Here is a 15101-nt window from a genome sequence, read left to right as displayed (position 1 = left end):
GGATGGTCAGCCGCCCGACGTCCACGCGAGCTTCTCCGTATGACAAAGTCGCAGCCGCTGCAGGAGACGTCAGCTCCGCAGGAGAACTCGCCTCCGCCGCCCCGAACCTCCCCCGAATCCGCCGTGCCAGTCTCGACCGGTCCTTCGATGGGACGCCTCGTCGGGGTGGACCTGGCCCGCGCGCTGGCAGTGTTCGGCATGTACGTCGTGCACGTCGGTCCCCCACTGTCGACCACGGACGGCGTCGCCAGCTGGGTCCGGTACATGGCGGACGGTCACTCGTCGGTCCTGTTCGCCACCCTCGCCGGATTCTCACTGATGCTGATCGCCGGCCGCCGGGAGCCGAAGACCGGCCTGGCCGGCCGGCAGGCGAAGGCCCGGATCGCGATCCGGGCCTTCGTCCTGCTGGCGCTGGGCACCGTGATGGCGATGGAATACGGGGGAGTGATCATCCTTGGCTTCTACGGGGTTTACTTCCTGCTGGCGCTGCCTCTGGTGCGACTGCGGGCCAGGACGCTCGCGATCATCGCGGCCGCCCTCGCCCTCGTCACACCACAACTGTCGTTCGCCCTCAGCCCGCTGCTGACCCAGCAGGTCCAGCAGAGCATCAACGCCTACGACCCGCTCCACCGGCTCAGCGACGTGGGAGTGCTCGATCTGCTGTTCACCGGCTTCTACCCGACGATCACATGGATTCCGTTCCTGATCGCCGGTATGGCGCTGGCCCGCCTCGACCTGTCCCAGACCGCCGTCCAGTGGCGCCTGGCCGCGCTCGGCGCCGCCCTCACCGTGGCCGCGTACGGCATGTCCTTGCTGCTGGCCGGCAAGGACGCGTTGAGGAGCACGGCGGAAGACGGGCCGTCGTCCGGCGGCTCCGGGTCGATGCCCCTCGACAGCGGGTCGCTGGAGCCCCATATTCCGGCCTCGTCGCTCTTCACGGCCGGGCCGCACAGTGGCACCACGTTCGACATCATCGGCAGCGTGGGAGTCGCGATCTTCATGATCGTGGGCGCGACGGTGGCGATGGACCGCCTCCCGCGACTGCGCCGCCTGGCCAATCCGGTCGTCGCCGTGGGCACCATGTCCCTGACCGCCTACGTCGGCCACTTCGTCGTACAGTCCTGGCTGTCCGAGCTCGGGGTCGGGCCCGGCACCGAGCAGTCCTGGGTGCCACTGCTCATGTTCATCCTCGGGGCGATCGTGTTCGCCGCGGTCTGGTCCCGCTTCTTCCGCCGCGGCCCCCTGGAGTATCTGCTCAACGCCGCCACCAAGCCGGCGAAGTACATCCGATGAGGCCCGGCCGGGGTGGCTCGACCTCCACGTCCCACCCCGGCCTGGACCGCTCACGGATCCGGCAAGCGGCTCGGTCCTTACGGGTTTCCACCCGTAGGCCCGTCTCGTCACGCGTAGGTGCGGGGCGAGTGGACGGCGAAGGCTATGCCCCTACGGCAGCTTGCCCAGACCGTTGCCCGACACGTCCGTTCAGGTCAGCGCGGTTCTAGCCAACGCTGACCGCAACGGCGTTGACCGCGCGGGCAGCGGATTCAGTCCGTTCAGGCAAAGTTGACGATCCGACACCCAAAAATGAACGTTTCCGCAGGTCACAGACCTGCACAGGTGGGGCGGGTGGGACTCGAACCCACGGCCGACGGATTATGAGTCCGCTGCTCTAACCGGCTGAGCTACCGCCCCATAGCGGCGTGTCGCGCACATTTGTGCGCGCCGTCTGCCGCAGCATAGCCGCTCATACGATCTCCTGCTTCGTATGGTCGACTTCGCCTGCCCTTGAGGACTCCGCCGTGACCTGCACGGTTCCCGGGCGCGGGGCCGGACATGAAAAAGGACCCCGGAGGGGTCCTCGTTCAGCATGCTCCCCCGACTGGACTCGAACCAGTAACCTGCCGGTTAACAGCCGGCTGCTCTGCCAATTGAGCTACGGAGGACCGAGCTCCCCCGACTGGACTCGAACCAGTAACCTGCCGGTTAACAGCCGGCTGCTCTGCCAATTGAGCTACGGAGGAATGCCTCGTTGCATCGAACGTACCTACCTGGGTATTCGCCAGGGGGCGGGCGCTCGCTGCGACACATACATTAGCGCAAGCAGGGGGGTGCTCCGCCAATCGGTTCCCCCGGCACCGACACCGCGCCAGAGACCTGCACAAGGAGAGGGTGGCCGCCATGCGCTACAAGCTGACGTTCGTCGTCGGACTGGCCCTGGGTTACGTACTGGGCACGCGCGCCGGGCGCGAGCGGTACGAGCAGCTGAAGAAGTCGGCACGCCAGGTCGCGCAGAACCCCGCCGTCCGCAACACCGCGGAGTCGGCGGCGCAGCAGGGGCGCGAGTTCGCGGGCAAGGCGTACCACGTGGTGAGCGACAAGGTCGGGGACCGCGTGCCGGACTCGGTTGCCCAGCGGGTGCGCTCCCTTCGCGAACGCGGCGGCGACGGCGCGGCGCAGGACGACTGGGGCACCAGCAACACCTAGTTCAGGCCGTCCGCAGCACATGGACCGGGCTGTCCGCAGCACATCGTTTCTCCTCGGCTGCGAGGGGCCTGTGAGGCCACGCGCCTTCGCGGCGCACGGCCCATAGAATTTTCGTCATGGGGATAGTCGCCGGGCTGGACAGTGCGCCCGATTTCACTCGCATCGTCGTCTGCGATTCGGACACGGGTGCCGTGCTCAGGCAGGGGTACGCCCCGCATCCGGTCGAGGGCGCCGACGGCGGGGGCGGACGGCCCTCCGACGTCGACCCGCAGGCCTGGCTGCTGTCACTCGGTGAGGCGGCCGGCGGCGGACTGCTCGAAGGCGTGCAGGCCATCGGCGTGTCGGCGCAGGCGAACGCGCTCGTGCCGCTCGACTCGCAGGGCGGCACCGTTCGCCCCGCGATGGTCGGCGGGGACAAGCGGGCGCAGGTCGCGGCGGCCGATCTGATCGACGCGCTCGGCGGGCGCGAGGCGTGGGCGCAGGCGGTGGGGTCCGTGCCGCAGGCCGCGCAGCCGGTGACCAAGCTGCGCTGGCTGGCGAAGAACGAGCCCGACGCCGCCCTGCGCACCGCGATGCTCATGCAGGCCCACGACTGGCTGGTGTGGCAGCTGCTGGGGCGGCCCGTGCGCCGGACCACCGACCGGGGCGGCGCCTCCGGGACCGGGTACTGGTCGGCGGCCACCGGCTCCTACCGGACCGATCTCGTCGACCTGGCACTCGGTCACCAGGTCATGCTGCCCGAGGTGATCGGGCCGGCCGACCCGGCCGGTACGACCCCGGAGGGGCTGCTGATCTCGGCGGGGACCGGCGAGACCATGGCCGCCGCGTTCGGGCTCGGCATCGGGCTCGGTGACGCCGTGGTGTCGCTCGGCGCCTCCGGGTCCGTCATGGCGGTCCACCCCGAGGCCCTCTTCGACAGCAGCGGGATGATCACCTCGCTGGCCGACGCGACCGGCATGCATCTGCCCGTCGTCACCACGCTCAACGCCGTACGGGCCCTGCGCGGGACCGCCGAACTCCTCGGCCTGCCCGACCTGGAGAGTCTGTCCGACCTGGCGCTGAAGTCGACGCCCGGCTCGCACGGACTCGTACTCCTGCCGTATCTGGAGGGTGAGCGGACGCCGAACCTGCCGCACACCGCGGGCACCCTCGCCGGGCTGCGGCGGGAGTCGATGAAGGCGGAGCATCTGGCGCGGGCGGCGTTCGAGGGCATGCTGTGCGGGCTCGCGGACGCGCTGGACGTGCTGCGCGGCCGGGGTGTCGAGGTGCGGCGGGTCTTCCTGCTGGGGGCGGCCGCCGAGCTGTCCGCCGTGCAGGCGGCGGCGCCGATGCTGTTCGGTGCGCAGGTCGTGGTGCCGCAGCCCGCGGACTACGCGGCGATCGGTGCCGCCCGGCAGGCGGCCTGGGCGCTCGGTGCCTCGCAGGGCACCCTCGACCCGCGCAACCCGCCGGCCTGGCAGGGCGCGGCCGCGCAGGTCCTCGAGCCCGGCGACGAGCTGGCGGTGGGTCAGGCGGTGCGGCAGCAGTTCGTTTCCGTGAGGGATCAGACACACCCTGGAGCTTTCCGCCCGTAAGACGGTAAAGCGCACTGCTGTCGGCTTAATCGGTTGAGGTAACACGGGTGGAGTGTCCGACGATAGGAGCCTCGGGCATCAAGCCCGCCCCATCGCCGACTCCGAGAGACGTAGCGTGCTCATACGACTACTGCGGACCTATCTGAGGCCCTACAAGAAACCCATCGCGCTGCTGGTGCTGCTGCAGTTCCTGCAGACCTGCGCCACGCTGTACCTGCCCACGCTGAACGCGCACATCATCGACAACGGCGTTGTGAAGGGTGACACCGGCTACATCCTCTCCTTCGGCGCCCTGATGATCGGCATCTCGCTGGCGCAGGTCGTGTGCAACATCGGTGCCGTCTACTTCGGCGCCCGGACCGCCTCGGCGCTCGGCCGGGACGTCCGGGCCGCCGTCTTCGACCGGGTGCAGTCCTTCTCCTCGCGGGAGGTCGGCCACTTCGGCGCGCCGTCGCTGATCACCCGTACCACCAATGACGTGCAGCAGGTCCAGATGCTGGCCCTGATGACGTTCACGCTGATGGTGTCCGCGCCGATCATGTGCGTGGGCGGCATCGTGCTGGCGCTCGGCCTGGACGTGCCGCTGTCCGCGGTGCTGGTCGCGGTGGTGCCGACCCTGGGCATCTGCGTGACCCTGATCGTGCGGCGGCTGCGGCCGCTGTTCCGTTCCATGCAGACCCGGCTGGACACGGTGAACCGGGTGCTGCGCGAGCAGATCACCGGCAACCGCGTCATCCGCGCCTTCGTCCGGGACGAGTACGAGAAGGACCGGTTCCGGAAGTCCAACGCCGATCTCACCGAGATGTCGCTGAAGACCGGCAACATGCTCGCGCTGATGTTCCCGATCGTGATGACGGTGGTGAACCTGTCGTCGATCGCGGTGGTGTGGTTCGGCGCGCACCGCATCGCCAGCGGCGGAATGCAGATCGGCGATCTGACCGCCTTCCTCGCCTACCTCATGCAGATCGTCATGTCCGTGATGATGGCCACCTTCATGTTCATGATGGTGCCGCGCGCGGAGGTGTGCGCCGAGCGGATCCAGGAGGTCCTCGGAACCTCCTCCAGCGTGGTGCCGCCCGTCGCGCCGGTCACGGAGCTGCGCCGGCACGGGCACCTGGAGATCCGGGGTGCCGGGTTCCGCTATCCCGGTGCCGAGGAGCCCGTGCTCAGGTCGATCGACCTGGTGGCCCGGCCCGGTGAGGTGACCGCCGTGATCGGCTCGACCGGCAGCGGCAAGTCCACGCTGCTCGGGCTGGTCCCGCGGCTGTTCGACGCGACCGACGGCGAGGTCCTCGTCGACGGCACGGACGTCGCCTCGCTCGAACCGAAGCTGCTGGCGAAGACGGTCGGGCTCGTACCGCAGAAGCCGTACCTGTTCGCGGGCACGGTGGCGACCAATCTGCGCTACGGCAATCCGGACGCCACGGACGAGGAGCTGTGGCACGCGCTGGAGGTCGCGCAGGCCAAGGACTTCGTGACCGGGCTGGAGGGCGGGCTCAACGCGCCCATCTCGCAGGGCGGTACGAACGTCTCGGGCGGTCAGCGCCAGCGGCTCGCCATCGCCCGCACGCTCGTCCAGCGCCCGGAGATCTACCTCTTCGACGACTCCTTCTCCGCACTCGACTACGCCACCGACGCGGCGCTGCGGGCGGCGCTGTCCGAGGAGACCGCGGAGGCGACCGTGGTGATCGTCGCCCAGCGGGTGGCGACCATCCGGGACGCCGACCGGATCGTGGTCCTCGACGAGGGCCGGGTCGTCGGGGCCGGCCGTCATCACGAGCTGATGGCCGACAACGAGACCTACCGGGAGATCGTGCTCTCCCAGCTGACGGAAGCGGAGGCCGCCTGATGGCCGGGCCGATGGCGCGGATGATGGGCCAGGGCGGCGGCCCGGACGCCCGCTCGATGGACTTCAAGGTGTCGGGCAAACGCCTGATCTCCCAGTTCAAGCCGGAACGTCTCACCATCTACGCGCTGCTGCTGTGCGTGGTGGTCAGCGTGGGCCTCAACGTGATCGGGCCCAAGATCCTCGGCAGGGCCACCGACCTGGTCTTCTCCGGCATCGTCGGACGGCAGATGCCCGCCGGTGCGACCAAGGAGCAGGTCCTCGACTCGATGCGGGCGCGGGGCCAGGGCCAGATCGCCGACATGCTCCGCAGCACCGACTTCACACCGGGCCAGGGCATCGACTTCGACGCCGTGGGCCGCGTACTGCTGCTGGCGCTGTGCACGTTCGCGGTCGCCGGTCTGCTGATGGCGGTGGCGACCCGGCTGGTCAACCGGACGGTCAACCGCACGATGTTCCGGCTGCGCGAGGACGTGCAGACGAAGCTGTCGCGCCTTCCGCTGTCGTTCTTCGACAAGCGGCAGCGCGGTGAGGTGCTGTCCCGCGCGACCAACGACATCGACAACATCGGGCAGACGCTGCAGCAGTCGATGGGCCAGCTCATCAACTCGCTGCTGACGATCATCGGTGTGCTCGCGGTGATGTTCTGGGTGTCGTGGCTGCTGGCGCTGGTCGCGCTGGTGACCGTGCCGCTGTCGTTCGTCGTCGCCACGCGCGTGGGCAAGCGGTCGCAGCCGCACTTCGTGCAGCAGTGGCGCTCCACCGGCAAGCTGAACGCCCACGTCGAGGAGATGTACACCGGCCACACGCTGGTGAAGGTGTTCGGCCGCCAGGACGAGTCGGCGCGGCAGTTCGCCGAGCAGAACGACGCGCTGTACGAGGCCGGGTTCAAGGCGCAGTTCAACAGCGGGATCATGCAGCCGCTGATGATGTGCGTGTCGAACCTCAACTACGTGCTGGTGGCCGTCGTCGGCGGTCTGCGGGTCGCCTCGGGCGCCCTGTCCATCGGTGACGTGCAGGCCTTCATCCAGTACTCGCGGCAGTTCTCGATGCCGCTGACGCAGGTCGCGTCGATGGCGAACCTGGTGCAGTCGGGCGTCGCGTCGGCCGAGCGGATCTTCGAACTCCTGGACGCGGAGGAGCAGGAGGCGGATCCGGTCGAGGGACGGCGGCCCGAGGAACTGCGCGGGCGGGTGGAACTGCAGAACATCTCCTTCCGCTACGACCCCGACAAGCCGCTGATCGAGAACCTGTCCCTGAAGGCCGAACCGGGACACACGGTCGCGATCGTCGGCCCGACGGGCGCCGGCAAGACCACCCTGGTGAACCTGCTCATGCGGTTCTACGACGTCTCCGGCGGGCGGATCACCCTCGACGGCGTCGACATCGCGTCCATGTCCCGGGACGAACTGCGCTCCGGGATCGGCATGGTGCTGCAGGACACCTGGCTGTTCGGCGGCACGATCGCGGAGAACATCGCGTACGGCGCGTCCCGGGACGTCACCCGGGGCGAGATCGAGGAGGCGGCGCGGGCCGCGCACGCCGACCGGTTCGTCCGTACGCTGCCCGACGGGTACGACACCGTGATCGACGACGAGGGCACCGGGGTCAGCGCCGGTGAGAAGCAGCTCATCACCATCGCGCGGGCGTTCCTGTCCGACCCGGTGATCCTGGTGCTCGACGAGGCCACCAGCTCCGTCGACACCCGGACCGAGGTGCTGATCCAGAAGGCGATGGCCAAACTCGCGCACGGGCGTACGTCGTTCGTGATCGCGCACCGGCTGTCGACCATCCGCGACGCGGACACGATCCTCGTCATGGAGAACGGGTCGATCGTCGAGCAGGGCGCGCACGGGGATCTTTTGGCGGCGGATGCGGCGTACGCGCGGCTGTACAAGGCGCAGTTCGCCCAGGCGGTGGCCGAGGTCGACTAGTCGCTCCGCGGGAAGTGCCGCGATGGGCCGGTGGGTCGTCCACCGGCCCATCGTGGCTGGTCGCGCCGCGGCGGAGCCGCATATGCACACGGCCCCGCGCCCCTGGGGAGCTCTAGTCCAGGTATCCCCTGAGCTGGTCCGCGAAGGCGTGGTCGCGGAGTTTGTTCAGGGTCTTCGACTCGATCTGCCGTATCCGTTCCCGGGTCACGCCGAAGATGCGGCCTATCTCCTCCAGCGTGCGCGGGCGGCCGTCGGCCAGGCCGTAGCGGAGCTGGACGACCTTGCGCTCGCGCTCGCCGAGCGTGGACAGCACGGCCTCCAGGTGTTCCCTGAGCAGCAGGAACGCCGCCGACTCCACCGGCGAGGTCGCGTCGCCGTCCTCGATCAGGTCGCCGAGGGCCACGTCGTCCTCCTCGCCCACCGGGGCGTGCAGGGAGACGGGCTCCTGGGCGAGCCGCAGCACCTCGCTGACCCGCTCGGGCGGCAGGTCGAGGTGGGCGGCGACCTCTTCCGGGGTCGGCTCGTAGCCCCGCTCCTGCAGCATGCGGCGCTGGACGCGGACGACCCGGTTGATCAGTTCGACGACATGGACCGGGACGCGGATGGTGCGGGCCTGGTCGGCGAGGGCGCGGGACATGGCCTGGCGGATCCACCAGGTCGCGTACGTCGAGAACTTGTAGCCGCGGGCGTAGTCGAACTTCTCGACCGCCCTGATGAGTCCGAGGTTGCCCTCCTGGACCAGGTCGAGCATGGTCAGGCCGCGGCCGACGTAGCGCTTGGCCACGGACACCACGAGCCGCAGGTTGGCCTCGATGAGGCGGCGCTTGGCCATCCGGCCCATGACCACCAGACGGTCCAGGTCGAGAGTCAACTGGCTGTCGAGACTGGGGGTGTTGCTCAGTTTCTCCTCGGCGAACAGGCCGGCCTCGACCCGGCGGGCGAGTTCGACCTCCTCGGCCGCGGTGAGCAGCGGGATGCGGCCGATCTCGCGCAGGTACTGGCGGAACAGGTCGGAGGACGGGCCGCCGGTGTCGGCGCGGGCGCGCTCCACGACGGGGGGGTCCGCCGGCTCGGTGGGCTCGGTCTCCAGCGCCCCGGCGGGCGGTTCGGCCGTTTCGGGCGGGCCCTCCGGGTCCGCCTCGGGGTGGTGCATCACACGGGTCTGCGGGGGGACCGCGACCAGGACTTCGGTCTCGGCGTCCGGCTCCGTGTCCGTACTGGTGTCGGTCTGGGTGAGGGTCTGGGTCTGCACGGGGGCGACCTCCAGGATGATCGCTGCAGAGGTGAGCGGCAGCGGTACTTCGGGGGCGGAGTCTGCGGCCACGCCGCTGTCCGTCCCGTACGCGATGAGCGGAACCGCGGGGGTGTGGGACCCGTGTGGGACGGGTCGGCCGCGCTCCGAGGACTCAGGCACCGGAACCCAGTGTGGAGTACGACACATCGCCGCCACGAGGGGCGTGCGGTGACTTTTTGCAATCGTGCCGTGACCGCGCGGTTACCCAGGCGTTCGGCTGTGCTCAGAGCGCCGCGGCTCCGTGCTCCCGCAGCGTTTGGTCGTACTGCTGGAGTACCCACAATTCGTTCTGTACCGCAGCCAGCTGCGCCGGATCTCCGCCCGCGGAGGCCCGGGCCATCTGCGACTGGACGTCGCGGATGCGGCGCTCCACGGCGCGGCGCCTGACCTGGACCAGCACCGTGCCCGCGTACACCTCGTCGACGGTGCGGCGCATGATCGGCTCGACGGCGAGTTCGGTGACCATGGCGCGTACCGCGTCGTCGGGCGCGGCCTCGCGGACCCGGACCAGATACTCCTGGGCGTCCCGCGTGCCGTCCTCGGCGCCGCCCGCCTCCATGACCGCCTGGCGTACGGCGGCGTAGGGCGCGGCGGTGAACTCGTCGATGCCGTACGCGTCGAAGGCCGGGGAGACCAACTCCGGTTGCTGGAGAGCCAGTTTGAGCAGTTCGCGTTCGGTGGCGTAGACGGGGTTGCGGAGGTTGAGGGCGGGGCCGGAGTTCCTGGGGCGGGGGGCCGCCTCGTACGTCTGCGGGCCGCGCGCCGCCGGGCCCGGGCCGCCCTTGCCGCCGCGGTCGCGGGCCCAACGGGCCAGCTGGGCCACCCGCTTGACCACGAACTGGGTGTCGAGGATGCCGAGCATGCCGGCGAGCTGCACGGCGACCTCGTGCTGGGCGCCGCTGTTCTTGATGCGGGCGACGATCGGGGCCGCCTCGTCCAGGGCCGCCGCGCGGCCGGCGGGGGTGTCGAGGTCGTAGCGGACGACGATCTGGCGCAGCGCGAACTCGAAGAGCGGGGTGCGGGGTTCGACCAGGTCCGTCACCGCGTCGTCGCCCTTCGCCAGGCGCAGCTCGCAGGGGTCCATGCCGTCCGGCGCGATCGCGATGTAGGTCTCGGCGGCGAACTTCTGGTCGTCCTCGAAGGCGCGCAGGGCCGCCTTCTGGCCGGCCGAGTCGCCGTCGAAGGTGAAGATCACGCGCGCGCTGCCGTTGTCCATCAGCAGCCGGCGAAGGATCTTGATGTGGTCGCCGCCGAAGGCCGTGCCGCAGGTGGCGATCGCCGTCGTCACGCCCGCCAGGTGGCAGGCCATGACGTCGGTGTAGCCCTCGACGACCACGGCACGGGACGCCTTGGCGATGTCCTTCTTGGCGAGGTCGATGCCGTACAGGACCTGGGACTTCTTGTAGATCGCGGTATCGGGCGTGTTGAGGTACTTGGGGCCGTTGTCCGCCTCGTACAGCTTGCGGGCGCCGAAGCCGACGACGTCGCCGCCGATGTCGCGGATCGGCCACATCAGCCGGCCGCGGAAGCGGTCGATGGGGCCGCGGCGGCCCTCCTGGGCGAGGCCGGACAGGAGCAGCTCCTTGTCGGTGAAGCCCTTGCCGCGCAGATGACGGGTGAGGTGGTCCCAGCCCTGGGGGCTGTAGCCGACGGAGAAGTGCTCGGCGGCCGCCTGGTCGAAGCCGCGCTCGGCGAGGAACGCACGGCCGGTGTCGGCCTCGGGGCTGGTGGCCAGCTGCTCCATGTACCACTGCGCGGCGGCCTTGTGGGCCTCGACCAGGCGGATGCGCTCGCCGCGCTGGTGGGACGGGTTGTACCCGCCCTCCTCGTACCGCAGCGTGATGCCCGCCTGGGCGGCCAGGCGCTCGACCACCTCCGAGAAGGAGAGGTGGTCGACCTTCATCACGAACGTGATGGTGTCGCCGCCCTCCTGGCAGCCGAAGCAGTGGAAGAGTCCCTTGCTCGGGCTGACCTGGAAGGACGGCGACTTCTCGTCGTGGAACGGGCACAGGCCCTTGAGGTTGCCGCCGCCCGCGTTGCGCAGCTGGAGGTACTCGGAGACCACGGCGTCGATCGGGACCGCGTCCCGTACCGCCTTCACGTCCTCGTCGTTGATCCGTCCTGCCACGTGGTGATTCTACGGGGCAGAACTGACACTCCTGGGGCGCCTCCGCGTTCGGCCGGGGGTCCGGGGGTTGCCCCCGGGAATCGCAGCACGGGGGTGGTGCGACATCTAAGAGACGAGGCTGTCGAGCGGAACGTGCGGGTCCGCCAGCGCCTCCGTGTCCACCCGTGTCTTCGAGCGGATCAGCTGCTGGACGGGGTCCTTGACGTCCCACACGTTCACGTTCATCCCGGCCAGCACCTGGCCGTCCTTGATCCAGAAGGCGATGAACGCACGCTTTCCGGCGTCTCCCCGGATCACCACTTCGTCGTACGAGCCCGGGGGCGCCCAGCCGTTGTACTCCATCCCCAGGTCGTACTGGTCGGAGAAGAAATAGGGCACACGGTCGTAGGTGACGTCCTGGCCGAGCATGGCGCGGGCGGCCGCGGGTCCGCCGTTGAGGGCGTTGGCCCAGTGCTCGACGCGCAGGCGGGTGCCGAACAGGGCGTGCGGGAAGGAGACGACGTCACCGGCCGCGTAGATGTCGGGGTCGGAGGTGCGCAGCCGCTCGTCGACCACGATGCCGGCGCCGTGCTCGCGGCCGGCGATCTCCAGGCCGGCCGCCTCCGCGAGACCGGTGCGCGGGGCCGCGCCGATCGCCGCCAGGACGTCGTGGGCGGGGTGCTCCTCGCCGTCGTCCGTGCGGGCGGCCAGCACCATGCCGTCCTGGCCCACGATCTCCGTCAACTTCACGCCGAAGTGGAAGCGGACACCGTGCTCGCGGTGCAGGTCCGCGAAGAGGCTGCCGAGTTCGGGGCCGAGGACCGCGTGCAGCGGGGTCTGCGCGGGCTCGACGACGGTGACCTCGGCGCCGTACTCGCGGGCCGCCGCCGCGACCTCCAGGCCGATCCAGCCCGCCCCGGCGATCACGAGGTGGCCGTTGTCCCTGCCGAGGGCGGCCAGCACGCCCTTGAGCCGCTCGGCGTGGGCGAGGCGGCGCAGGTGGTGGACGCCCGCGAGGTCGGTGCCCGGGATGTCCAGCCGGCGCGGCTCCGCTCCCGTGGCCAGCAGCAGCTTGTCGTAGCGGACAAGCGTGCCGTCCTCGCCGAAGCGGACCGTCTTCGCCGTGCGGTCGATGGCCTCGACGGTCTCGCCGAGGTGCAGCTCGATGTCGTTCCTCGCGTACCAGGCCGGTTCGTGGACGAAGACGCTGTCGCGCTCCTCCTTGCCCAGCAGGTAGCCCTTGGACAGTGGCGGGCGCTCGTAGGGGTGGTCGCGTTCGTCGCAGATCAGTATCACGCGCCCGCTGAAGCCCTCCGCCCGGAGCGTCTCGGCCGCCTTCGCGCCGGCGAGGCCGCCTCCGACGATGACGAATGTCTGATCCGCGTCGACCACTTGATGCCTCCTCTTAAGGGTGCCGCCACATGCGAGCGTCCCGCACGCAGCGTGATGGGGGAAGAGGGAGTGGCCCGATCAGGCCACGGAGGGTCACATTCGGGCGTGTTTGGTGTCCCCCGCGTCCCGCCAGTCTCATGGATGCCCCGTCAGACGCGCGTGAAGCGAGCGGGCCGAGGCGTCCGTGAGGGAGGCGATCTGGTCCACGACGACGCGCTTGCGCGCGCGGTCGTCGCCGGCCTGGTCGAACAGGGCCCGGAACTGCGGGTCCAGGCCGTCCGGGGCACGGAGGGTGAGCGCCTCGGCCAGCTCGGCCACCACGATCCGCTGGTCGGCCCGCAGCCGCTCCTGCTCGGCGCGCTGCATGACGTAGCGGTCGGCGACGGCCTTGAGGACCGCGCACTCCAGCCGCGTCTCGTACGGGACGACGAGCTCGGCGTCGTAGCGGGTGAGGCGCCCGGAGCCGTATCTCGCGCGCGTGGCGGCCTCGGCGGCGAGGCAGAAGCGGCCGATGAGCTGGCTGGTGGAGTCCTTGAGGCGGGCCTGGGCGACCGCCGAGCCGTCGTAGCCGTGCGGCCACCACTCCTGGTCCTGGAGGCGGTCCAGGGCGGCGGACAGTTCGGCGGTGTCGGTGCCCGCGGGCACGTAGCGGCCGACGGCCACGGTGAAGACCGCCTGCCGCTCGGGCTCGGCGTGCAGGCAGTTGGGGTCGACGTGGCCGGCGTGCAGGCCGTCCTCGACGTCGTGCACCGAGTACGCCACGTCGTCCGACCAGTCCATGACCTGGGCCTCGAAGGTGGCGCGGGGGCCGGGGGCCTCCTTGCGGACCCAGTCGAAGACGGGGCGGTCGTCCTCGTAGACACCGAACTTGCGGGAGCCGGGGTCGGTGGGGTGGGCGCCGCGCGGCCACGGGTACTTGGCGGCCGCGTCGAGGGTGGCGCGGGTGAGGTTGAGGCCGACCGAGCGGGAGCCGCCGTCGGTGAAGCGCTTGGGCTCGATGCGGGTGAGCAGCCGCAGCGACTGCGCGTTGCCCTCGAAGCCGCCGACGTCCTCGGCGAATTCGTTCAGCGCCTGTTCGCCGTTGTGCCCGAAGGGCGGATGGCCCAGGTCGTGGGAGAGGCAGGCGGCCTCCACCAGGTCGGGGTCGCAGCCCAGGGCCGCCCCCAGCTCGCGGCCGACCTGGGCGCACTCCAGGGAGTGGGTGAGCCTCGTACGCGGGCTGGCGTCCCACGCCTGGCTGCGGGTCCCCGGGGTGACCACCTGGGTCTTTCCGGCCAGCCGGCGCAGGGCCGCGGAGTGCAGCACGCGCGCGCGGTCGCGCTGGAAGGCGGTGCGTCCGGGGCGCTTGTCGGGCTCCGCTACCCAACGCTCCACCGCCGGCGCGTCGTACCCGGGCGGCGGGACGTGGTTCTCGTAAGCCTGCGGTGCGATGCCTGCGATGCCTTCCATGCACCCGACAGTAAAGCCCGGCACCGACAATCGGGACGTCAGTGACCGTTTCAGGCCGAGGCGAGCTCGGGCCGCGGCGCCGTGCCGGGCGTCGCAAGCGCCTGGTCGTAGCGGTGCAGGACGAGGCGGGCCATCGCCGGGTGGGTGCCCAGCGGGGCCGAGGCGATCCACGGGGCCGCCTGGGCGCACTCGGTCGCGAAGCGGCCCGGTGCCGTGAAGTACGAGGCGACGGCGACCCGGTGGCGGCCGCTCGCGGCCAGGGCGCGCAGCGCGTCCGGGACGGCCGGTGCGGCGGTGGTGGCGTAGGCGGGGACCACCGGGACGCCCAGGCGGTCGGCGAGCAGCTGGGCCGTGCGGCCCGTGTCCACCTTCGCCTCCGGGTCGCGGGAGCCGGCTGCGGCGAGGACCACGGCGCTCTCGCGGCGGCCCGCCTCGTCCATGCGGGTGCGCCAGCCGGCCTCGACGAGCCGGGAGTACAGGGCCTCCACGAGCAGCGGGTGCGGGCCGAGGGCGCCGGCCACGCGCGTGTGCGCGTCGGATGCGGCGGCCATCTCGGGGATGTCCCGCTTGATGTGGTAGCCGCGGCCGAGCAGCAGCGGGACGAGGACGGCCTCGCCGGTGCCCAGGGAGGCGAGGGTGTCGGGCAGGAGCGGTTCGTTCAGCTCGATGTGGCCGAGGTGGACGGGCAGCCCGGGGCGCTCGTCCCGGATCCGGTCAAGAAGCGCGTGGACGGTCTTCAGTGCGCGCGGGTCACGGCTGCCGTGCGCCACGACCACGAGGGCGGGAGGGCCGGGGCGCCGCCTGCCGTTGAGCGAGACGAGGCAGAGCTGGCTGGCGAGCTGCGTGCTGATCCGGTCCATGAGATGGGCCGTGCTGCCGAGGTGGGCCGCCTGGAACTGCGCGGCCGCACCGGGCTCGGTCATGGACTCGGCGCGAGGAGGGTTCGACGGCGTCATGGACACATGGTCGGTGCCGCAGGTTGCCGATCCGTTGCGCGGGAATGACGGGCGCTTTCCGGCCG

At 70.7% G+C, this 15101-nt stretch carries 10 protein-coding genes and 3 tRNA genes; 5 read left to right on the top strand and 8 right to left on the bottom strand.

The window, feature by feature from the left end; genetic code table 11:
• The first annotated feature begins 147 nt into the window (after positions 1-147).
• Positions 148-1293: a DUF418 domain-containing protein gene (locus tag ACIBN2_RS11935; protein ID WP_399134175.1), complete on the top strand. Its 1146-nt coding sequence runs from the start codon at positions 148-150 to the stop codon at positions 1291-1293.
• A 325-nt stretch (positions 1294-1618) separates the two neighbouring features.
• On the opposite strand, the gene ACIBN2_RS11930 is transcribed toward ACIBN2_RS11935, so the two are convergent.
• The 3 genes from ACIBN2_RS11930 to ACIBN2_RS11920 all read right to left on the bottom strand — a co-directional run bounded on the left by ACIBN2_RS11930 (position 1619) and on the right by ACIBN2_RS11920 (position 2021).
• Positions 1619-1692, bottom strand: a tRNA-Ile gene (locus ACIBN2_RS11930).
• Positions 1693-1870: 178 nt separating this feature from the next.
• Positions 1871-1943 (bottom strand) — tRNA-Asn (locus tag ACIBN2_RS11925).
• Between the two features lie 5 nt (positions 1944-1948).
• A tRNA-Asn gene (locus tag ACIBN2_RS11920) sits at positions 1949-2021 on the bottom strand.
• A 157-nt stretch (positions 2022-2178) separates the two neighbouring features.
• Between ACIBN2_RS11920 and ACIBN2_RS11915 the strand changes: the two genes are divergently transcribed.
• The 4 genes from ACIBN2_RS11915 to ACIBN2_RS11900 all read left to right on the top strand — a co-directional run bounded on the left by ACIBN2_RS11915 (position 2179) and on the right by ACIBN2_RS11900 (position 7838).
• Positions 2179-2484, top strand: coding sequence for a YtxH domain-containing protein (locus ACIBN2_RS11915; RefSeq protein WP_384260642.1), 306 nt, complete (start codon positions 2179-2181; stop codon positions 2482-2484).
• A gap of 116 nt (positions 2485-2600) precedes the next feature.
• Positions 2601-4058, top strand: coding sequence for an FGGY family carbohydrate kinase (locus tag ACIBN2_RS11910; RefSeq protein ID WP_399134174.1), 1458 nt, complete (start codon positions 2601-2603; stop codon positions 4056-4058).
• Between the two features lie 115 nt (positions 4059-4173).
• Positions 4174-5907 (top strand): ABC transporter ATP-binding protein, encoded by a 1734-nt coding sequence (locus ACIBN2_RS11905; protein ID WP_399134172.1) that lies wholly within the window; start codon positions 4174-4176, stop codon positions 5905-5907.
• Positions 5907-7838 carry an ABC transporter ATP-binding protein gene (locus ACIBN2_RS11900; RefSeq protein WP_399134171.1) on the top strand — a complete coding sequence of 644 codons (1932 nt, stop codon included), beginning with the start codon at positions 5907-5909 and terminating at the stop codon, positions 7836-7838. The genes ACIBN2_RS11905 and ACIBN2_RS11900 overlap by 1 nt, the downstream gene beginning before the upstream one ends.
• A gap of 112 nt (positions 7839-7950) precedes the next feature.
• Here the strand turns inward: ACIBN2_RS11900 and ACIBN2_RS11895 are convergent, their stop codons facing one another.
• The 5 genes from ACIBN2_RS11895 to ACIBN2_RS11875 form a co-directional block, all read right to left on the bottom strand.
• Complete coding sequence (locus tag ACIBN2_RS11895; RefSeq protein ID WP_399134170.1) at positions 7951-9252, bottom strand: RNA polymerase sigma factor; 1302 nt, start codon at positions 9250-9252, stop codon at positions 7951-7953.
• Positions 9253-9355: 103 nt separating this feature from the next.
• Positions 9356-11260 carry a DNA primase gene (dnaG, locus tag ACIBN2_RS11890; RefSeq protein ID WP_399134169.1) on the bottom strand — a complete coding sequence of 635 codons (1905 nt, stop codon included), beginning with the start codon at positions 11258-11260 and terminating at the stop codon, positions 9356-9358.
• A 105-nt stretch (positions 11261-11365) separates the two neighbouring features.
• On the bottom strand, positions 11366-12631 hold the full coding sequence (locus tag ACIBN2_RS11885; protein WP_399134167.1) for an NAD(P)/FAD-dependent oxidoreductase: 1266 nt from the start codon (positions 12629-12631) through the stop codon (positions 11366-11368).
• Between the two features lie 135 nt (positions 12632-12766).
• Positions 12767-14080 (bottom strand): deoxyguanosinetriphosphate triphosphohydrolase, encoded by a 1314-nt coding sequence (locus ACIBN2_RS11880; RefSeq protein WP_399134166.1) that lies wholly within the window; start codon positions 14078-14080, stop codon positions 12767-12769.
• 50 nt (positions 14081-14130) lie between these two features.
• Complete coding sequence (locus ACIBN2_RS11875) at positions 14131-15003, bottom strand: sirohydrochlorin chelatase (RefSeq protein ID WP_399134630.1); 873 nt, start codon at positions 15001-15003, stop codon at positions 14131-14133.
• Between the last annotated feature and the right edge of the window lie 98 nt (positions 15004-15101).

The sequence above is a fragment of the Streptomyces sp. NPDC050534 genome, assembly GCF_044457745.1.
Classification (GTDB): domain Bacteria; phylum Actinomycetota; class Actinomycetes; order Streptomycetales; family Streptomycetaceae; genus Streptomyces.
The sequence above is the reverse complement of the archived record's forward strand: the minus strand, read 5'-3'. Positions and strand labels throughout refer to the sequence as shown.